Source organism: Streptomyces sp. NBC_01176, from assembly GCF_045039825.1.
Lineage (GTDB): Bacteria > Actinomycetota > Actinomycetes > Streptomycetales > Streptomycetaceae > Streptomyces.
The window spans coordinates 9,414,515-9,434,200 of the sequence record NZ_CP108600.1; the positions used below are offsets into that span (position 1 = coordinate 9,414,515).

The 19,686-nt window shown below is 68.3% G+C and carries 20 protein-coding genes and 1 pseudogene; 16 read left to right on the plus strand and 5 right to left on the minus strand.

What is annotated here, in order from left to right:
* Positions 1-961: 961 nt before the first annotated feature.
* Genes OG199_RS40885 through OG199_RS40895 form a run of 3 tightly spaced genes read left to right on the plus strand, consistent with a single transcriptional unit; the run spans position 962 to position 3,716 of the window.
* Positions 962-2,659, plus strand: coding sequence for a DnaB-like helicase C-terminal domain-containing protein (locus tag OG199_RS40885; protein WP_405833980.1), 1,698 nt, complete (start codon positions 962-964; stop codon positions 2,657-2,659).
* Positions 2,656-3,144, plus strand: a complete 489-nt coding sequence (locus tag OG199_RS40890; protein WP_405833982.1) for a hypothetical protein — start codon at positions 2,656-2,658, stop codon at positions 3,142-3,144. Before OG199_RS40885 ends, OG199_RS40890 begins: the two co-directional genes overlap by 4 nt.
* Positions 3,144-3,716 (plus strand): hypothetical protein, encoded by a 573-nt coding sequence (locus tag OG199_RS40895; RefSeq protein WP_405833984.1) that lies wholly within the window; start codon positions 3,144-3,146, stop codon positions 3,714-3,716. Before OG199_RS40890 ends, OG199_RS40895 begins: the two co-directional genes overlap by 1 nt.
* A gap of 198 nt (positions 3,717-3,914) precedes the next feature.
* Here the strand turns inward: OG199_RS40895 and OG199_RS40900 are convergent, their stop codons facing one another.
* Positions 3,915-4,655, minus strand: a complete 741-nt coding sequence (locus tag OG199_RS40900) for a hypothetical protein (protein WP_405833986.1) — start codon at positions 4,653-4,655, stop codon at positions 3,915-3,917.
* A 914-nt stretch (positions 4,656-5,569) separates the two neighbouring features.
* On the opposite strand from OG199_RS40900, the gene OG199_RS40905 reads away from it, so the two are divergent.
* Entirely contained in the window at positions 5,570-5,908 is a 339-nt protein-coding gene (locus OG199_RS40905) for a MerR family transcriptional regulator (protein ID WP_405833988.1), read from the plus strand.
* Between the two features lie 284 nt (positions 5,909-6,192).
* On the opposite strand, the gene OG199_RS40910 is transcribed toward OG199_RS40905, so the two are convergent.
* Positions 6,193-6,636, minus strand: a complete 444-nt coding sequence (locus tag OG199_RS40910) for an ATP-binding protein (RefSeq protein ID WP_356809365.1) — start codon at positions 6,634-6,636, stop codon at positions 6,193-6,195.
* Positions 6,637-7,640: 1,004 nt separating this feature from the next.
* On the opposite strand from OG199_RS40910, the gene OG199_RS40915 reads away from it, so the two are divergent.
* From OG199_RS40915 to OG199_RS40935, 5 genes are all read left to right on the plus strand, one after another.
* Positions 7,641-7,844: a cold-shock protein gene (locus OG199_RS40915; RefSeq protein WP_067385816.1), complete on the plus strand. Its 204-nt coding sequence runs from the start codon at positions 7,641-7,643 to the stop codon at positions 7,842-7,844.
* A gap of 328 nt (positions 7,845-8,172) precedes the next feature.
* Positions 8,173-9,702 (plus strand): DEAD/DEAH box helicase, encoded by a 1,530-nt coding sequence (locus OG199_RS40920; protein WP_405833990.1) that lies wholly within the window; start codon positions 8,173-8,175, stop codon positions 9,700-9,702.
* Between the two features lie 122 nt (positions 9,703-9,824).
* A complete protein-coding gene (locus OG199_RS40925; RefSeq protein WP_405827786.1) occupies positions 9,825-11,033 on the plus strand; it encodes an IS701 family transposase in 1,209 nt (402 codons plus the stop codon).
* Between the two features lie 161 nt (positions 11,034-11,194).
* Positions 11,195-11,599: a CBS domain-containing protein gene (locus tag OG199_RS40930; RefSeq protein WP_405833991.1), complete on the plus strand. Its 405-nt coding sequence runs from the start codon at positions 11,195-11,197 to the stop codon at positions 11,597-11,599.
* A gap of 61 nt (positions 11,600-11,660) precedes the next feature.
* Positions 11,661-11,969, plus strand: coding sequence for an SCO5918 family protein (locus OG199_RS40935; protein ID WP_405833993.1), 309 nt, complete (start codon positions 11,661-11,663; stop codon positions 11,967-11,969).
* Between the two features lie 107 nt (positions 11,970-12,076).
* On the opposite strand, the gene OG199_RS40940 is transcribed toward OG199_RS40935, so the two are convergent.
* Positions 12,077-12,436, minus strand: coding sequence for a hypothetical protein (locus OG199_RS40940; protein WP_405833995.1), 360 nt, complete (start codon positions 12,434-12,436; stop codon positions 12,077-12,079).
* Between the two features lie 754 nt (positions 12,437-13,190).
* Between OG199_RS40940 and OG199_RS40945 the strand changes: the two genes are divergently transcribed.
* A protein-coding gene (locus tag OG199_RS40945; RefSeq protein WP_405833997.1) for an IS5 family transposase occupies positions 13,191-14,122 on the plus strand; the annotation gives its coding sequence in 2 pieces (ribosomal slippage) (positions 13,191-13,589 and positions 13,592-14,122; 930 coding nt in all).
* A 95-nt stretch (positions 14,123-14,217) separates the two neighbouring features.
* On the opposite strand, the gene OG199_RS40950 is transcribed toward OG199_RS40945, so the two are convergent.
* Positions 14,218-14,778, minus strand: a complete 561-nt coding sequence (locus tag OG199_RS40950) for a hypothetical protein (RefSeq protein ID WP_356809734.1) — start codon at positions 14,776-14,778, stop codon at positions 14,218-14,220.
* Positions 14,779-15,172: 394 nt separating this feature from the next.
* Here OG199_RS40950 and OG199_RS40955 point away from each other — a divergent pair, with 394 nt between their 5' ends.
* The 3 genes from OG199_RS40955 (at position 15,173) to OG199_RS40965 (ending at position 16,613) form a co-directional block, all read left to right on the plus strand.
* Positions 15,173-15,826 (plus strand): hemolysin III family protein, encoded by a 654-nt coding sequence (locus OG199_RS40955; RefSeq protein ID WP_405833999.1) that lies wholly within the window; start codon positions 15,173-15,175, stop codon positions 15,824-15,826.
* Between the two features lie 225 nt (positions 15,827-16,051).
* Positions 16,052-16,408, plus strand: a complete 357-nt coding sequence (locus OG199_RS40960) for a PRC-barrel domain-containing protein (RefSeq protein ID WP_356809738.1) — start codon at positions 16,052-16,054, stop codon at positions 16,406-16,408.
* Between the two features lie 37 nt (positions 16,409-16,445).
* The gene (locus tag OG199_RS40965) at positions 16,446-16,613 is read left to right on the plus strand and encodes a hypothetical protein (protein ID WP_405834001.1); all 168 of its coding nucleotides are present in this window, start codon (positions 16,446-16,448) and stop codon (positions 16,611-16,613) included.
* A gap of 333 nt (positions 16,614-16,946) precedes the next feature.
* Here the strand turns inward: OG199_RS40965 and OG199_RS40970 are convergent, their stop codons facing one another.
* Positions 16,947-17,207, minus strand: a complete 261-nt coding sequence (locus tag OG199_RS40970) for a hypothetical protein (RefSeq protein WP_405834003.1) — start codon at positions 17,205-17,207, stop codon at positions 16,947-16,949.
* 339 nt (positions 17,208-17,546) lie between these two features.
* Between OG199_RS40970 and OG199_RS40975 the strand changes: the two genes are divergently transcribed.
* The 3 genes and pseudogenes from OG199_RS40975 to OG199_RS40985 all read left to right on the plus strand — a co-directional run.
* Positions 17,547-18,176 (plus strand): hypothetical protein, encoded by a 630-nt coding sequence (locus OG199_RS40975; RefSeq protein WP_405834005.1) that lies wholly within the window; start codon positions 17,547-17,549, stop codon positions 18,174-18,176.
* A 168-nt stretch (positions 18,177-18,344) separates the two neighbouring features.
* Positions 18,345-19,259, plus strand: a complete 915-nt coding sequence (locus tag OG199_RS40980) for a universal stress protein (protein WP_356809329.1) — start codon at positions 18,345-18,347, stop codon at positions 19,257-19,259.
* A 52-nt stretch (positions 19,260-19,311) separates the two neighbouring features.
* Positions 19,312-19,653, plus strand: a pseudogene (locus OG199_RS40985) (alcohol dehydrogenase catalytic domain-containing protein); the annotation flags it as partial.
* Positions 19,654-19,686: the final 33 nt, after the last annotated feature.

A 19,686-nucleotide genomic window follows, 5' to 3' on the forward strand; every position in this document is an offset into this window, starting at 1 on the left:
GCGGGCTTTTCACCCTATCTTCGATGTCGTCGAGCACGGTTGCCGCTTCCTCCCCGCCTTCCTTTGCAGCAGGTTAGCGACTTTGGGGGAATCGGCGGAGGGCACACGAGGAAGCGTGGAGTCGATGTGCGTCACAGAGGTCCTCTTGCGGGGAAGCGAGAAGTTGAAGGGGGCAGGCGGCCAGCGCAACGTGGCAGAGTAGGTCGTGCGTTGGGTCGGCGTCGAGGTGCCGCCGGTGAACGATGTTTCGGTTCATGACCCAGGGGCGCTCGCCGAGTTCGATGCGCCGACCAACCCTCCCGGGCTTCTGCCGCCGATATCAACGGGGTCAAGGGGTGCATGCCTGTCCGTGCCGGGCGGGCTAGCATCGCCACCGGACTGGACGAGGCGCTTATCGGGCTGCTTGCCGAGCGGTCGGGCCACAATCCTCGGCGGATCTCTCGGCCGATGCAGCTGAGCACCCCTCGTTCGCGCACTGTCCACGAACTGCGGGAAGATGTGGACCTGATCAACTTCAGCCCGACAAAGCGATCCAGCGGTACGCCGACGCATCCGTCACGGCCGCGCAGCTCGCAGACTTACGGAAAGGCATTCTCGGCTGTCGGGCAACTCGCCTGCAAGGAGCCGCCGAGCGAGCAGGAGCCAGCAGGGCGCGGCTGAGTCTGCCTGGCAGAGGGCGTTCACCACCCTGATCCACCGTGGTTCGAAGAAGGAAGCCCGTGTTGTCCTCGCCCCGCTCGACCGGTTCCCGGCCGCGCGGAAGGCCGGGGCCTTTCCTTCCTGGGTCCTGAGTGCGGCGCAGAAGGACTTCGGCACCCTGATCGGCCGGGCAGCCGGCGGCCAGCCCCAGGTGCTCCGCAGGAACAGCACACCCGTCGCGGTGCTGCTGCCCGCAGACGGACCGATCAGTAGCACTCCATCCGACACGGCCGCGCGCGCTGCGGCGACCGCAGGAGGCGCGGTGACCAGCCAGCCCACTCCCAGCCGTGATGCCGGACGCCGGCTCGCCACGCTCGGCGACGCCCTCGGCGACGTCATCACCCCGGGCTCCGCGCCCGGTCTCTCCTTCGGCCTGGCGGCCCTGGACGCGGCCACCGGCGGCCTGCACCCCGGACGCCTGGTCCTGGTCGCCGCCCCACCGCAGGTCGGCGGAAGCCTCATCGGCCTCGCAGCGGCCCGGCACACCGCGCTCGCCCTCAACCACCGTGTCCTGTACGCGGCATCGGGCCCCAACCGCGCGGACATCACCCGCCGCATCATCGCCGCGGAAGCCGGCGGCGACTACGCCCGCCTCAAGACCGGCACCCTCACCCCGCACGAACAGGAAGTCGTCCAGCGACTGCGCAACGCGCCACTGCTCATCGACGACGGCAGCGACCTGACCGCCGAGGCCATCGCCGAGACCGTTCCCGTCGCCGGGGAGTTGGCGCTCGTCGTCGTCGACCGACTGCAGCGAGCCCGTAACCCCCGCCTGCCGATGTCCGGAGAACACCTCCCGGCCGCCAGCCAGGTCCTGCGGGAACTGGCCCGCACCCAGCACATCCCGGTTCTCGCGGTCGTGGACACCGACGACCCGGCCATCGTGAACCTGCTCGACGCCGACGTCATCCTCACCCTCACCGCGCACCCCGACGGGGAGACGAACGTGACCGTCGCCGAGCGGGATCTGGGCATCATCGGCCACGCCCGCCTGCGCCCCGACCTCGCGCACGCCCGATTCCTCGACACCACCGCCACAGCCCACGCCACCACCGCGGCCGCCGGTGCGCCTGCAGGTGGCGACACGTTCCCGGACACGATGGGCAACGACACCGACCGCGAACTGGCGGCGGCCGCCCTCCCCTTCACCTCCGGTGCCCTGCAGGGCCTGCCCGCCGAGGCAACCCACCTGCTCGCCGCGCTGCGCACCGCGCTCGCCGCCGGCAACATCAAAGACCTCGACGAACTCCGCGTCCCGCTGCGGGCCCTGGCCGCCGCCGGGCTCCGGCTCCCCGACCACGCTGAGGGGTGCCGCCTCGCCGCCGCGCTGCACGCCCACAACGCGCCCGCACCCGCCGTCACCCCCGCGCCGACTCCGGCGGCTGCCCCCGCTCCTGCAAGCGCGGTCGACGCGCCGGTTGCGGAGGACAACGACGAGGCTGAGCGGGATGACGATGACGGCCTAGTTTCGGGCGATGAGGAAGACGAGCCGGAGGGAGCAGTCTTCCCAGCCCTGCGGATCCTCAAGGACTCGGTGGAGCGGTCGAAAATGCACCCCATCCCGGTCATCCGCAAGGACGACCGGGACGGCGGACCCTGGCCCCTGATCAGTGAAGACATGGACGGCGAACCCCGCTGGGTCCACCCCGACGTCACCAGCACCCGCGTCGCACACGAACGCAACGGCAAACGCGTACGGCGCGACCAGCTCGACGTCCCCGCCTCGTTCGGCGACGGTCTGATGTGCCTGATCGACCGCAACGGTTCCTTCCCCTCCGCCTGCTCCGCGGTCCCGCTCTCCCCGAACAGGCTCCTGCACACCGGTCCGCTGGAGGCGTTCGACAAGTCCAAGGCCGGCATCTACCTCATCGAGATCCCCGCCTGGACGCGCACACGGACATGCCGCACCCGTTGGGGCGTCTCATCGAGCGGCCCGACGAGCAGGGACGGGTGTGGGTGACCACCCCGCACCTCAAGCAGCTCGAACGCCTCCGCCGCGACGGCCACCTCGCCGAACAGGTCGTCATCCATGACTCGTGGACGGGCAAGATCAACGAGTCGCTGTTCAAGCCGTTCTACGAAGCGGCCAGGGCCGCCCGCACCGACCTGATCAAAGTCGGCGGCGAACCGTACAAGAACTACAAGACCCGCCTGTCGATCGCGTTGCGCCTGCTGTGGCCCAAACGGCCCGACTCGCGCTCTCCGTTCTGGCGTCCGGACTGGCGCATGAGCATGGTCGCCGAAGCCTCAGTCCGCCACTGGACCGTCGCCTTCAAAGCCGTTCAAGCAGGCAATCGGCTCATCGCCCTGCGCAACGTGGATGCCGCGATCTTCTGGGTCCCCGACGAGACAGCGCCCGACACGTACCGGATTGGTACCGGGTTCGGCGAGGTGAAGGCCAAGTTCATCCGGCCCGGCACATTCATCCCGGAAGGTGACGACTGATGGCCGGACCCACAGGACACGGCAACTCCCTCGGCGGCGCCCTCAACGACCTCCTGCGCGCCCAGGTCACCCCCCGCCACCGCCTGTCCACCTACAGCGCCAAGCACTGGCACGCCCAGCTGAGCCAACTCACCGGCACCCGCCGCGGCTACGAAGCCCTCGAAAGCGCCGGCCTCGACGTCCGCCCCGACACCCTCATCAAGTGGCTGTCTGATCCCGAATACAACGTCCGCCGCAGCTACCGCGACCTCATCCACACCGCCTACGAGAACGTCGCCTTCGTCCCGGCCGACCCGATCCCCGACCAGGTCAAGGACGGTCAGTTCGAGATCAGCGGCCTCGTCAAGACCGGCGCCGACGAACGTGAGCGTGGCACCCGCCGCGCAGCCCCACTGCGCATCGACGCGAGCCGCGGCGACTGGAGCGACATCGAGACGCTGTGGCTGGCCGGCGACCTGCGCGACGACGACTTCGAGGACCGCTTCATCGACGACGTCATCGTCGCCGACATCGGCGAAGGCACCGACGGCTGGGAATTCTCCGGCAGCTCCTACTCCGTCGAGCTCCGGTGACCCGCACCCGGCACACGGACCGGCCGCCCACCTGTGTGTGCGTTGCTCGTTCAACGACAGCCACGGGGCAGATACGCCGTGCGGCCGCTCCGCTCCGCCCCGTCGCGCCGAGCGGGATTGCGTGGAGCGGGAAGTTGCCGGCGCGGCGCAGAGAGCGGGCGGCAGGCCAGCGCGTTCTGCGTCTGCGCTCCGTCTCTCTCATGGCGCTTGCCGGCGGTGGTTCGCTTCCTGGAGGGCCCTCTTGTGTGTTTCTGCGGCTTCGGGGGGCCGGCCCGCGCGGGCGCTGAGGTCGGCGGCCAGCAGTCTGTTGAGAGCACTGGGGTTGGTGCTTTCGGTGTACTCGAGAAGGTGCAGGAGGGCTGTGAGCTCGCCCTGGCGGAGGTACAGGTGGGTCAGGGGGTCGGAGGCGCGGGAGACCAGTGCCTGCCGCACGCGGTTTTCGTAGGCGCGCCTGTGCAGGTCGGCGAAGCGGACCTGCGGTTCCTGGAACAGGTAGGGCTGGGCGGGAAGGTAGGGGGCCAGGCTGTCCAGCAGCGTGGGGATGTCCTGGCCGTCCTGTCGGTAGGACGGCTGTTCGCCGCTGCCTGACATGGCGGGGTCGAGTCGGAAGGCATCGACGAAGGCAGTGACGAACCGGGGCTCGGGAAGCAGGCCGGCCCCGGGCCACCGGACACCGGACAGATACCGGTCCTCTTTGTCGGCGGTGTAGAGACACCAGCCGGACGTGCCCGCCCAGTGGAGCCCGCAGTCGCCCCCGCCATGCTGGTCCTGGAATGCCTGCGTGAACGAGATGCTGGCCTCGACGTCGAGGTACTCGCCGTCCGTGTCGCGCCAGGGACCGCAACTCTGAATCCCGGTCACCGGCAGATCCGCGTCCAGGAGGCACTCGGCGACAGCAGCGGCATAGTGGCCCGCCCGCCTCGCGAGCTCAGCTGACATCTGGGGGCTCGGTTCGCTGGCCACGGAACTCTCTCTCGCTGTCGGGATCGGACGACGACGGCTGGTGAGGGTACCGACCTGAAGTCGGCGCGGCTCGCACTGCTCCCTGTGTTGCGCCGCGGCGGTGCCGGGGGAGCGGCCGTGGTTGTTCGAGCTCGATTACCTTCTCATGGGCCATGCGGAAATCTATGTTGGCTGGAGTAGACATTGGGCGGTGGCCTGGTTATGGTTTCTCTCGTAGCCAGGAAGACAGCAGGGCCCGGCAGACACGAACTGCCAGGTAGCAGCATGTAGTTGCAGTGCGCAGGACGGTGCGGTGGTGGAGTTTCGGAGCCAGGGTTGTTGCAGGACGGCGACGGGGCTGACGACCGGACCGGGTGGCCTGCAGTGATCAGGGGCCGCCGTGAGCAGGACCGCAGTGGCACCACCCGTAAGTGCAGTTTGTGGTACCCAGCAGTGGAGTCAGTGAGCGGTACCTCGGTGAAGGCGTCGGCTGCGGGCGCGCGCACCGGGAGGTTCGGCAGTGGGGTTCTAAGCCAGAGCAGATGCAGGACGGGCGACGGGGCTGGCTGCCGAAGAGTGGCGCTGTGACAGGCCACTGTGCGGTTCGCATCACCAGCTGTACGCAGTTCCCGTTTGGTAAGTGATTGATCCCAGAGGGAAAGAACGGAGGAGCCGAGCGCCATCAGGATCGCCCGGGCGTGAGTGTTGAGCCCGGGTACCGCAGGACATCGATAGTGAGGTGGTCTCCGGTCGAGCAACCGCGATCCCCGCATTCCCCGTCCTCTCCCGGGCGGGCGTGCGGACACAGAAGGCCGGCGCAGTATCAGGGCCGGCGGATGGTGTAGCAGTTCCTTCGGGGCCCTGGCGCAACGAGCGCCGGGGCCCCTCCACGCGTTCCACAGAGAGGTGCGATGACAGCAGACGACTCGTACGGCCGTCTCGATGACGACGACTACCCCGCTTACACGATGGGCCGGGCCGCCGAGCTGCTCGGCACCACCCAGGGCTTTCTCCGTGCCATCGGCGAAGCGCGCCTCATCACTCCGCTGCGCTCTGCGGGCGGACACCGCCGCTACTCCCGCTACCAGCTGCGCATTGCCGCTCGCGCCCGGGAACTCGTAGACCAGGGCACACCGATCGATGCCGCCTGCCGGATCGTCATCCTCGAAGATCAGCTCGAGGAGGCGCAGCGCATCAACGCCGAATTCCGCCGCGCCGCCGAGCGTGCGAACCCAACAGCCGCCGCCTGAGGCGGCCAGGACGTGCAACCCGCGCAGGACTTCACTGCCGGTCACCCTCGCGGGTCGCCCCGCGACGCACAGCGTCGTGGGCAGCTTCGCCTTCCACGCCCCGGAGCTGGAGTGATCGGACGCAAACAGGTTTCGTTCCTGCCTGGTGTGTACTCAGATGGGGCGTTTATGGCAGATTTCTGCATAGCTGTCGATAGGGGTCGTGAGGGCCAAGTTGATGCAGTCCCCCCCCCGCGTCCTTCAGGTGTGGTGGTTGAGGCTACTTCCCGCAGGGACGGGTCCGGTTATGTGGTGGCCGTGGTGAGGATGATGTCCGCGGTGATGCGTTTGCCGAAGGGCGTCTGCTCGACGGTTAGGGTCCGGGCGAGTGCTCTGACGATCTCCAGGCCGTGCTGGCCAATGCGTTCGGGGTCGTGGGGCTTGGCGGCCGGTACGACGGCGTTGCTGTCGCAGAGTTCGACTCGGACCATGACATCGGTGACCCGCAGACGCAAAAGGGCCGGTCCCGGCGCGTACTTGCGGGCGTTGGTGACCAGTTCGCTGACGATCAGCTGGACGATCTCGACCGTGGCGGTCACCACCGGGATGCCGTGGTCGTCTCGCGCCGTCGTCAGGAAAGCCGATGCCAGATGGCGGGCCTGGGCTATGCGGGAGCCGCCGCTGTCCAGCGCGAGCGATGCCTCCAGCAGCGAGGCCGCCCCGCCGTCGGCCTCACTTGTCTCGTCCATCCGTGACCGCTTCCCTCTCCCCGCCCGATCCCCACTTTAGAACCGGGTACCCCGCCCTGAACGTTACCCTCCAGCACAGTTACACGGGGGCAGCGCCTCCATAGGGTTTAGCACTTCCGGCGCCCCCTTTGGGGGCACGCGTCAGACAATGCACGAGACGGCCGGGCAGGCCGCCCGGCCTGTGATCAACCAGGCAACCGCCGAAGGCAACCGCGTCTTGGCGTTGAGCGGCGAAGTCGACGCCGACAACGTCCACCTCGTGCGGCAGGCCCTCCGCGTAGACGGAACCAGGGTGTCGCGGACGCTTCTCGACCTCAGGGAGCTCGATTACACAGACGCCAGCGCCATCAATGACCTGGCCGCCGCGCAACGCGATGCAGCGTCCGCCGACGCCTGGATCCGGCTGGCGTCCTTGAGGGCAGCTGTTCAGCACGGTCGTTCCCTGCCACCCCACGCTTCGTCAAGCCCCCTACTTCCTGACGCCAGGCAACGGCGCCCCGCTCCCGGTCAGTGGTCGGGCTCTCGCCGCAGGTCGTCACGAGTGCGGGGCACCCGTCGGCAGACGGCGAACGAACACCGAATTATCAGCTCGGAGGTCAGCTGCGATGTCCGGGGGAGCGGAGCCTTTATGCCCGCGGCACTGCCGGAGGTCATAGCGCCCTAACGGCGCTGGTAGCGGCTGACGACTCCGCTCCTTTTCTGGAACGTTGCCCTGCGAGTGAGTCAATATCTGTGTTCGCGAGGCGAGAGTTTGACGGACGGGGTAGTGAGAGTTTTTGCCGCAACGAGTGGAGTGGAATTACTTAACCGACGCGGGCCGTTGCGGCATGCTACTGTCCATCTCAGTTGCAGTTGTGGTTCCCGAAACTTCAAGTGCTCCCACTCGGCTCCTGTCGGGGAGAGCGCTTTTGTATTTCCGGTCATTTTCCGGCGGGGTCATCATCGCGGCGACACGGTGTTCACAAAGTGCGGACGCCGGTGTACTGCCCCAAAGGAGATATAGCATGGCTGCTGGTACCGTGAAGTGGTTCAACGCGGAAAAGGGTTTCGGCTTCATCGAGCAGGACGGTGGCGGCGCTGACGTGTTCGCCCACTTCTCGAACATCGCCGCCCAGGGTTTCCGTGAGCTGCTCGAAGGCCAGAAGGTGAACTTCGACATCGCTCAGGGCCAGAAGGGCCTGACGGCCGAGAACATCGTTCCGGCCTGACAGACTTGTAGCTGGGGCCCGCTTCCCTCGGGGTGCGGGCCCCAGCTGCAGCCATTTCCTGCGGCGGGTTCACCCGCGGGACGGCTCGGAGGAATCCGCAGTCTCACCACACGCGGCTCCTCCTTCGGGATGCAGGCGCATCCTGAAGAGCTCAACCGCAGTCGGCGCTCGGATTTGCGTCCCCACCGTGTCACCTATTTCGGCATTTACGCCCGCGTGAATTCCCCGTCGGCCGGATTTGCTTTGACATCGGTCCATACTTGTAATTCCGTGCTGCTCATCGCTTGCGGGAATTCCTTGATATGTGCCACATCGAGGAAGGTTCTGCATGAACCGCTCACGTACGAACGACCGCTCCACCCGCACCCGTAAGGGCGATGCCGACGCGGGGAAGGGCGGCAGTCGCTTCGGCTCGCCGGCACCGCGCCGGTCCGGCGGTCCGGCCCGGTCCGGCGGTCCGGCCCGGTCCGGCGGTCCGGCCCGTTCCGGCGGTTACGGCCGTCGGCCCGCCGCGGTGCAGGGGGAGTTCGCCCTCCCCAAGACGATCACCCCCGCGTTGCCTGCCGTCGAGGCCTTCGCCGATCTCGGTATGCCAGAGCAGCTGCTGGCCGAACTCGGCAAGCAGGGCGTGACCGTGCCGTTCCCGATCCAGGGCGCGACGCTGCCGAACTCCCTGGCAGGCCGTGACGTCCTGGGCCGCGGGCGCACCGGTTCCGGCAAGACCCTCGCCTTCGGCCTCGCCCTGCTCGCTCGCACCGCGGGACAGCGTGCTGAGCCCCGCCAGCCGCTGGGTCTGATCCTCGTACCGACGCGTGAGCTGGCGCAGCAGGTGACCGACGCGCTCACTCCGTACGCCCGATCCGTCAGGCTGCGGCTGGCCACGGTGGTGGGTGGGATGTCGATCGGCAAACAGGCCGGCGCGCTGCGAGGCGGAGCCGAGATCGTCGTCGCGACCCCGGGCCGGCTCAAGGACCTCATCGATCGTGGCGACTGCCGGCTGAACCAGGTGGGCGTCACGGTGCTGGACGAGGCCGACCAGATGGCCGACATGGGATTCATGCCGCAGGTCACCGCGCTGCTCGACCAGGTGCGTCCGGAGGGGCAACGGATGCTGTTCTCCGCCACCTTGGACCGTAACGTCGACCTGCTGGTGCGCCGCTATCTGACCGACCCCGTCGTGCATTCGGTCGACCCCTCGGCCGGTGCGGTCACGACGATGGAACACCACGTCCTGCACGTCCACGGCGCTGACAAGCACGCCGCCACGACCGAGATCGCCGCTCGCGACGGTCGGGTGATCATGTTCCTGGACACCAAGCATGCCGTCGACCGGCTGGCCCAGGACCTCCTCAACAGCGGGGTCCGGGCCGCCGCGCTGCACGGCGGCAAGTCGCAGCCGCAGCGCACCCGTACGCTGGCGCAGTTCAAGACGGGGCACGTCAGCGTGCTGGTGGCGACCAACGTCGCGGCGCGCGGCATCCACGTCGACAACCTCGACCTCGTCGTCAACGTCGACCCGCCGACCGACCACAAGGACTACCTCCACCGCGGCGGACGCACCGCCCGCGCCGGCGAGTCCGGCAGCGTCGTCACCCTCGTCACACCGAACCAGCGCCGCGGCATGGTCCGCCTCATGTCGGACGCCGGGATCCGGCCGCAGACCACCCAGATCCACTCGGGCGACGAGGCCCTGCACAGGATCACCGGCGCCCAGGCCCCTTCCGGCATCCCGGTCGTCATCACCGCACCGGTGGCCGAACGCCCCAAGCGCAGCGCCACCTCCCGAGGCCGGCGCCGCCCCTCTTCGACGACCCGGCGCGCGCCCGTACGCCAGTCCGTCTTTGATGCGGCGGCCTAGTAGGGCTTGGTCATGTGCGGTCCGTGACGGCGTGTCTTCTTGATCGGTCGTGTCGTTGATCGGGTGTGCTGAGTGGGGAGCTGGCTGCGGTCCGGTGTGATCTGGAGGACTTCGCGGCGGAGATGTTCGAGCCGTTCGCGCGGGCGGATCAGCGACGGTGGGGCGGGGTCTATCTACGGGGGCTGCTGCTGGACGGCGGGCGCAAGTCGGTGGAGCCGATGGCTGCCCGCTTGGGCGAGGACGGTAACCGGCAGGCCCTGGCCCACTTCGTCACCTCCAGCCCGTGGGATGCGGCGCATGTGCGGGCCCGGTTGGCCTGGCGTATGCAGCCGGTCATCAAGCCCACCGCGCTGGTCATCGATGACACCGGGTTCCTCAAGGACGGGGATGCGTCGGCGTGCGTGACCCGGCAGTACACCGGCACCGCGGGCAAGGTCACCAACTGCCAGGCCGGGGTCTCGCTGCACCTTGCTTCCAACGGAGCCTCGGTGGCGGTGAACTGGCGTCTGTTCCTGCCCGGGAGCTGGGATCCCGCCTCGCCGAAGGCCGATCCGGCCAAGGTGGCCCGCCGTGACAAGTGCGCCATCCCCGCCCAGATCGGCCATGTCGAGAAGTGGCAGCTGGCCCTCGACATGATCGACGAGACGCGGTCCTGGGGCATCGAGGTGCCCCAGGTCATCGCCGACGGCGGCTATGGCGACACCGCCGCCTTCCGGCTCGGCCTGGAAGAACGCGGTCTCGACTACGTGGTGGGCATCTCGACCACGACCACCGCGCAACCCGAGGACGCACAGCCCTGCACCCCGGCCCACACAGGCCGGGGCAGACCGCCGGTTCCTGCCTACCCCGAGCCTGCCCAGAGGGTGAAGAGCCTGGTCATCGCGGCCGGTAAATCATCCGCACGGCCGGTGCAGTGGAGGGAGGGATCACGGCCGGGCAGTGGCCGCAGTGGGCACAAGCGCATGTACTCGCGCTTCGTGGCCCTGCGGATCCGGCCCGCCGGGCGTGAGATCCGCAAGGCCACGGCCGGCACCGGGCTTCCGGTCCGCTGGCTGCTGGCCGAATGGCCCGCCGACCAGGACGAGCCCGTGCAGTTCTGGCTCTCCAACCTGCCCGAGACCACCCCGTTGCCCGTCCTCGTGCGCACCGCGAAGCTCCGCTGGCGCATCGAGAACGACTACCGCGAGATGAAACAGGCCCTGGGCCTGGCCCACTTCGAAGGCCGGACCTGGCCAGGCTGGCACCACCACGTCACCCTCGTCTCGGTCGCCCACGCCTTCTGCACCCTGCAACGACTGAACCGATCCCCAAAAGAGACGGCGCCGGCCTGACCCTCTACCGAGTCGTCCGCGAGCTGCAGATACTCCTCGTGATCTGGACCGGCGCCTGCCCCACCTGTCACCGTGACATGCCAGACCCCGCACCAACATGACCAAGCACTACTAGAACCTCTGTGATCAGGAAGCTGACCCATCTCTGAAGGAGGCACCTTTTGACGCTGGTTCAGATGCAGCCCCGCCCGGCGAGCGCCGGCCCCGTGCACAGGACGGTGACTGAGGTCATGGATGCGGCCGGACCACAGGTCTGTGACGACATGAGCGTCGAGGTTGCGCTGTCCGTCATGGCCGCCGCCCGCACGGGTCGGCTGGTCGTCTGCGACCAGGACGGCCAGTGCACCGGACTGGTCACCCAGACCGAACTCACCGCGGTCCGTGACGGCTCCGCTTACACGGACCGCGTCCGTCTGCGCGACATCCTCGGCGACCCCGGGGCGATGGCCTCATCCGTGACCACGATGGCCGAAGCCGAGCACGCGATGCGCTCCCGCCGGCTCGGTGCCCTGCCGGTGGTCGACGGGCAAGGCAGCGCCCTGGGCGTCCTCGCCCTCTCCCGCTGAGCCGAGCGTCCTCACCCCGGTCGGATCCTCCCCTCCTCCCTGTTTCTCCCTGTGAGGCCACATGCGCTGCGTCATCGCCCGCTTCCCCTTCGAGCTCACCAAGACCGGCGTGCTGGAATCGATGAAGGGCATCAAGCCCGAACCCGGCACCGGCGAATCCGTGATCATCGGCCGCCGCCACTACCCCGTCAAGCAGGTCGGCCAGGTCATCACCCGCCAGGACCGCCGTGACTTCAGCGCCGGCGAAGTCCTCCGGGCCATGACTCAGCTCGGCTTCACCTGCCGCACCCTCCCGAAGGCCGCACCCGTCCGCATCCTCAGCTCGCTCCAGCAGGCTTCCGCGATGCTCGGTACTCCCGTGTCCGTCTGACCGACGGGACGGGCAACGCGCCGACGCTTGGACAGCTGTGTGGGCCCGATCGGCGCGCGCCGATCGGGCCCACACAGCTTGCGACGGGTTCCCGTGGCAGTGGTTGCTCAGTGGTCCGAATAGCTGAAGTCGCCCATGGTCCAGGCGCTGACGTCGTTGATCGCCACACGGTACATACCGCCTGTCTCCGGGATCCCGACCGTGCCCTGCAGGATCCGGGCGACATGGAAGTGAAGATGAGTGGGCGGTCCGTCCTTCTTCGCAGGGTTTTCGAAGACGGCGGAGAACTCTCCCAAGCGGGTGGAATCCGTCAGCACATCCGACACCCTCTGCCTCCACGCTGCTTCGGGAGCCAGCCGACCGGTGATGACAGCACCACCGGTGACCACGGTCAGGGACATCTGGTTGCTCTGCCCGGACTCCACCAGGGCGGCGACGTCAAGGAGCAGGTCGTCAGGCTTCGACATAGGGCAGATTATATTAACTGGCCACCCTGCTCCTGGCGGGTGGCGACAGTGCGGGGGGGGGAGGGCGTTCACGGGCGTGGCGCTGAAGACCAGGGTGACCGCGGTGGCGCGTGCGAGGCGGTCAAACATGCTCAGTCGAGCCCCGGCACTGCCGCCATCGCGGTCAGGGGCGCGCCCGTGGCGGACGATCCGGGTTATGGCCCGCTGCGCGGCTGCAGGTGCCTGCGGCCAGGGCCGCGCTGACGAAGGGCCAATGCGGTCGCCACGATAGTCGACTCGCAGACCAGCCAGAGTGGCATCGAACGTCGGGGAAAGGATCAGCGACCGCGAGCACATCTCGTAGTCGACATCCGCGGGGTCTGCCGCTGTTGGTGATGGTCACCAAACTCCCTGCGGGTGTCCCAACTGGTCAGCGTCGAAGAGCGGGGCAGATCGTGAATGAGCAGGCCGGGAACTGGAGCTTCCTTCACCAACTACGCTCGCGTGCTGATCGTCATTGCCCGCGACCCTGCCAGCCGGGTTCGCGAGGTCGCCGCGGCCTGCCACATCACCGAACGCACCGTTCCGCTCAGAGCGTCGTCAAGGACCTCGAAGAGGCCGGCTACATGTGCCGCGAGCGCAACGGACGGCGCACGCGCTACATGCTCTGCCTGGGCGGCACCCCCCCGGCGAACGCTGAAGCCTGGGCCCGCCCCCTAGGCGCTGTTTCTCGGATCTCCCTCCGTGAACGGGGTGTTGGGGGCAGGCTGGCTCCATGGGACGCGGAGACCTGACGAATGCGGAGTGGGACCGGCTGGAGTCGTTCTTACCTCGCGGTGGTGCGCGTGGGGGCCGGTGGAGTGATCACCGGCGGGTGATCAACGGGGTGCTGTACCGGGTCCGCACGGGGGTGCAGTGGCGGGATCTGCCCGAGCGGTTCGGACCGTGGGAGACGGTCTACAAACGTCATCGCCGCTGGTCGGCGGACGGGACCTGGCACATGCTGCTGTCGAAGGTGCAGGCCGCCGAGGACGCCGCGGGCCACATCGACTGGGACGTGTCCGTCGACTCCACGGCGGTGCGAGCTCACCAGCACGCCGCCGGCGCGCGGAAGGCACCGCCCACCGCGGCTGCTCAAAAGGGGGCCCTTCCGCGGACGAATCAGGGCGATCCGGTGCTTCGGAAACTGGCCGTCCGGCTGGAGGAGGTGGTCAGGTCGGCGAGTGCCTGGGACGTTCCCGGGGCGGCTTCACCACCAAGATCCACCTCGCAGCGGACGGGCGATGCCGACCGCTCACCGTTCTCCTGACACCTGGACACTTCGGTGACGGCCCCCAACTGCAGCCCGTCCTGGAGCAGGTGTCGGTACCCCGCAGCGGGGTCGGCCGGCCTCGCAGCCGGCCCGACCATGTCCTGGCCGACAAGGCCTACACATCCCGCGAGAACCGCCGCTACCTGCGACGACGCGGCATCTCGCACACCATCCCCGAACGACTCGACCAGCGCAGACACCGACGCAACCGCGGTTCCCAAGGCGGTCGGCCCACCGGATTCGACCGCGAACAATACAAGAAACGCAACACCGTTGAGCGAGCCATCAACCGTCTCAAGGGCTTCCGCGCGGTCGCCACACGCTACGAGAAACGGGCCTACACCTACCTCGGCACCGTCACCGTCGCAGCACTCATCATCTGGCTCCGCACATGATCCGAGAAACAGCGCCTAGCGCACTGCGCGGCTGTCAGTACCGCACACCACTGGTGCGTCTCTGTCAGCCGTGCGCCGTATGACAAACACCCTCATCACACGCTCGTCCAGGCGTCGAGGAAGGCTTTCCGTCCAGCGGGATCGTCCGACCTGTGGTCTGCGTGCAGGACGCGCCAGGCGGTGAGCTCGAGATCTCGCAGCCACAGTTCTCCGATGACCTGTGTCTTGAGGTCGGGAAAGTGGTCGGACTCGGCGAGGGCTTGACCGATAACCTCCCCGGCTGCGACGCGCTGGGGAGGGGTCATCTGATCGACGGCCGACAGGATTTGTCGGGCCAGGGCGGTTCCTTCTCCTGTCAGGGAACGCAGCACCAGGGCCTTGATGTTGGCCGGTAGCAGGTACGCGGTGCCCGAGGTCCTCCACAGCTCCGCCCAGAAGCGTTCTCCTGCCTTGGTGGGGGCAGGGAGTGCGGCCAGCAGTCCGAGGAGATGGCCAGTGGCCGCATAGCCGTCGGAGTGGGCGGCTGCGACGACTGCGATGCCGGCGACGCGCTCCACATCGAGATGGCCCGCTTCGAGATGCGGAGCCAGGCCCAATTGGTGTTCCACCTGGTGTACGAGGGGGGCGGATACGTGGGGGAGGACCTCAGGAAGCATCGGCGATCCTTGCGCGTAGGCGGGCCCAATGCCCGTTCGGAAGTCCTGATCGTTCCCATGACGAGCCGATCTACTCGGCTTCTGCGGCCCCAATTGACGCGAGGATCAACGAGGTCGGAGTTCAAACGGTTGCGGACCACACACCGACGACGTGGGCGTCGTGGTCGCGACCGGACTCATGGAGTGCCGTCCGGGCCTCGTCTTCTAGCATGGCCCCATGATCACCGGTGACGCCGAGGAGTCCGAGCGAGGACGAGAAGATGTGTTCCGCGACGCCGTAGATACCGAATACGGTCACGCCGCCGCAAGGGGTGGAGCGGGTCGTGAAGACGGGGCGCCCGCCGGATCACAAGCTGACGAAGCAGACGAGGAAGCTCACCCGGTTGCCGCTCTGGTGGAGCAGGCGGTCGGCCTGGCCGAACCGATCAAGCCGAGGCTGCGCGGCTGGCTTCATGCCGGAATGGTTCCCGCCGCACTGATCGCGGGCATCGTGCTCATCTGCCTGGCTCACACCCCGCAGGGGGCTCTGGCCTGCGCCGTGTACTCGGTCACCGCCTGGCTGCTGTTCGCGACGAGCGCCGTTTACCACCGCGGAACCTGGGGGCCGCTCGGCGAGGCTCTCCTGCGACGTTTCGACCACGCCAACATCTTCCTCATCATCGCCGGCACCTGCACGCCCCTGGCGGTGCTTCTCCTCCCGCCGGACCAGCGGTCCGTGTTGCTGTGGATCGTGTGGGCGGGCGCGTTGGCCGGTATCGCGTTCCGGGTCCTGTGGGTCGGAGCGCCGCGTTGGCTGTACACCCCGTGCTACCTGGCACTGGGGTGGGCACCAGTGCGCTATCTGCCCGACTTCCTGCACACCGGCGGAGCAGCCGTATTCACCCTGATCGTGGCCGGCGGTCTCCTCTACAGCGCGGGCGCGGTCGTCTACGCCCTTCAGCGACCCGACCCCTCACCCCGCTGGTTCGGCTTCCACGAGGTGTTCCACGCCTTGACCGTGGCAGCCTTCACCGCGCACTACATCGCCATCTCCCTGGCCACCTACTGACCCCGCGACAGGTTGTCCGGCCCGCGCGGCTTACCGCCCGCGCTGCCGCGCTGGACCGCGACGGGCCGGACGGTCGCCGAGACGCCGCGTCGCGTGCGGGTCGTCCGCCGTCCGGCCCGCAGGTTGGCTGCTCTCCAGGGTGTGACGCTCCGAAGGCAGGTAAGGAGGAAGGAGCGAGAGAGCGACGACAGCGGTCTTCAACCGACCTGCGACAGAGGGGGCCCCGTGTTCGAGGCGCAAGACATCAGGGAATGGCGAGGCCACGACGTGGTCGACCACGAGCGGCACAAGATCGGCGTCCTGGAGGCGGTCTACGTCGACACGGCCACGGACCAGCCCGCGTTCGCGACGGTCACGGTCGGCCTGCCGACCCGGCACCGGCTGGTGTTCGTCCCCCTGGGCGACGCGACGGTCGGTCCCGGTTATGTGAAGATCGCCTACGACAAGAAACAGGTCAAGGAAGCGCCCTCGATCGGCACGGACGGCGAACTGCTCGCGGAGGACGAGAAGGCGGTCTTCGCGCACTACGAGCTCGCCTACCGAACGGGTGAGGGCGGCGAACGTCGCCTCGCCCGCCGCTGATGCCCCCGACAACGGCTTTTACCATGAGGTGATACCAATGGCTCTCTTCCTCCTGCTGGTCCTTGTGGCCATCGTGCTCGGCATCATCGGTGTGGTGGCGAAGGGCCTGTTCTACCTGTTGGTCATCGGCGTGGTTGTTCTGGTCGCCGACTTCGTCCTGATCGGCCTGCGTTTGGGCCGCCGCCGCAGGCACCTTCCCCGGTGACGAGGTCAGCCGGGGAAGCGCCCCAGGGTCGCCCGCCCGGGGACCGGGCGTAGCGCGGTGTCGGAGAAGTCGTCGAGTCATCGCCCAGGAGTGTTCCGCGTTCGAAGCACCTTCGGCGCAGGCCAGGGTGATCCGACACGTCAGGGCCCACGCCTGCGACGTGGAAGGGCGGCGCAGCCACCCCTCGAGTGCCGCCCGATCCTCGTCCGACAACGTCAACTCGGCCTTCGGCCCGCCCCATCCGCGCAATACCGCAAGCCTACACATATCAACAGAACTCCTGACTCAGAAGACTAAGATGCCGGTTCGTACTCCACCGGCTGCTGCCCGCACTCACTGGCCAAGCCGGTCAGGGCAGCGTGTTCCCGGTCGTCGACGGTCAGTTTCCAGCGGAGCTTCGTCGCCACCCTCGACGGCTGTCACGGTGTCCAGGCCCCAGCACAGGGCGGCGATGTTGCGTGCGCCAACGAGCCGGGCCAGACCACCAGCGATCAGCGCACCGGACGTGGCAGTCAGCAGCATCAGCTCGAACCGTCGGCTGGAGAGCAAGGTGTGTGCGCGGCTGAAGAGATCCCACGAGATGCGCCGGTTCATGGCATGCCCTCGAATGTGGCGGTGGCGGGTGTGCGCTGGCAGCCTTCTCTCTCAACACACCTCGGGAGCGGCACGGCGGGCAGGGGGACGAACGGCCCCTGTCGCCGGAGCCGCAAGGAGTGGCGAACCGTGTGGCCGGCGGCCGGTGCCCTGGTGAGGGCCTTCGGTGCAGTGCCACAAACCTGTTGTGCGGCGAGCCTAACGAGGCTGCCAGATAGGGCCGTTCAGCCCTAAGGGCACGGCCTTTCGGCATCCGGTGGGACCGGACTGACGCCACCAGAGTGGTCGCTGTCGGGCACGGATCCGACACTCGCCGATTCCCTTGAAGGGACCACCATCATGGCCATGCACGAGCACCCTCAACGGAGTGCGGGATTCCGTCTGTCGTCGTTCCGCAGGGACCGGGCATCGTCGAAGTCCGAATCCGTGGAATCGGCGCGCAGCGATACGGCCATCGCGCGGGCCTACGTCTTCGCTTCCCTCCGGCTGCTGACCGGGTTCGTCTTCTTGTGGGCCTTCCTCGACAAGACCTTCGGGTTCGGCTACGCCACTCCCTCCGGCAAGGGCTGGATCGACGGCGGTTCGCCGACCAAGGGCTTCCTCAGCGGCGTCGCTGCCGGACCGATGGAGTCCACTTTCCACTCCTGGGCCGGCGCCACTTGGGTGGACTGGCTGTTCATGGCCGGTCTGCTCGGCATCGGACTGGCCCTCGTCGGCGGCTTCACGCTGCGGCTCGCGGCCGTCGCGGGCACGGCGATGATGGCGCTGATGTGGGTTGCCGAGTGGCCGCCCGCCAAGCACCTCTCCGACGGCTCGGCCAGCATGTCCAGCAACCCGTTCGCGGACTACCACCTCGTCTACGCCGTAGTCCTCATCGCTTTGGCGCTGGTAGCGGCCGGCGACACCCTGGGCGTCGGCAAGCTCTGGGCCCAGCTGCCCATCGTCCGTAACAACGGCTGGTTGCGCTGATCGCGGGAGGGGTCGGCCGTCCCCGACAAGGGGTCGCCGGCCTCCACCGAACTCGGGGCCTTAGGGCCGAACGGCCTCTTCCGGGGACCTGCGGCCCCTGCACCGCCACCCACCATGACCCGACGCTGGAACCGGGATCGAGCGATCCCGGTTCAGGAGGTGAACAGCATGGCCCGCACTGTAACCGTAGGCTTCGACGGCTCGTCTGAGAGCCGTGCCGCCGCCGAATGGGCGGCCCGCGAGGCGCAGCTTCGTGAGCTGCCGCTGAAGCTGGTGCACGTCTGGGAGCCGGTTCCGGAACCCATGGCACTGGCTGCTCTGCTCGACCCTGAGACCCACAGGCACTGGACCGAGCGCGTACCGCGTGAGGCGGCCGCTGGTCTGCGGGTCGCCCACCCGGAGGTCGACTTGCACGTGGAACAGGTCACGGGGCGGCCCGCCGACCTGCTGATCGATGCCGCGAAGGACGCCGAGCTGCTGGCGCTCGGATCTCGCGGCCTGAGCGGGGTGGGCGGCTTCGCGGTCGGCTCCGTCGGCCTGGCTGTGGTGGCGCACGCCGAGCGCCCCGTCGTCCTCGTACGGGGCGAGGGCCGGGGCCTCGGCGAGCACCCGACCGAGCCGTCGGGCACCTCGGACACCGGGTCCGACGATCTGCCCTCTCGGCCTGTCGTGCTCGGGCTCGACACCGCAGGCCCCGACGACACTCTGATCGGCTTCGCTTTCGAGGCCGCATACCTGCGCAAAACCTCGCTGCGGGTCGTCCATGCCTGGAACGAGCCGCCCTACATCGCGTACGGGATGCCCCCGGACCTGGAGCTGAATGCTCAGCTCGGAGCGGAGGAAGCGGTGGCTGTGGCCGGAGTACTCCGGCCGTGGCGACAGAAGTTCCCGACGGTGGACGTCGTCGAGGACTCGCTGTCCGGGAAGGCGGCCAACCATTTGGTCGACGCTTCACGCGAGGCGTCCCTGGTGGTTGTCGGTCGCCGTATCCGCCGCTCTCCGTTCGGCGCGCACATCGGGCCGGTCACGCACGCAGTGCTGCACCACGCCACGGCCCCCGTCGCTGTCGTCCCCCACGACTGACCAACCAGAACGACGATCACCTGACGCGAGCGACCATCCGAGGAGAGCCCCCGTGAAGGCAGCAGTCGTACGAGCGTTCGGTGAGCCCTTGGCCATCGAGGAGCGTCCCGATCCCGGGCCGGGCCCCGGCGAGGTCCGCATCCTGGTGGAGGCTTCGGGGCCCTGTCACACCGACATCCACGCCGCGCACGGTGACTGGCCGGTGAAGCCGAATCCGCCGTTCGTTCCCGGTCATGAGGGCGTGGGGCTGGTCGAGGCCCTGGGGACCGATGGCACTCACCTCGCGCTCGGCCAGCGCGTCGCGGTGCCCTGGCTCGGCTCCGCCTGCGGACGCTGCGAGCACTGCCTGTCCGGCTGGGAGACCTCTGCGAGGAGCAGGTCAACACGGGGTACGGGTGCGACGGCACATACGCCGAGAAGATGCTTG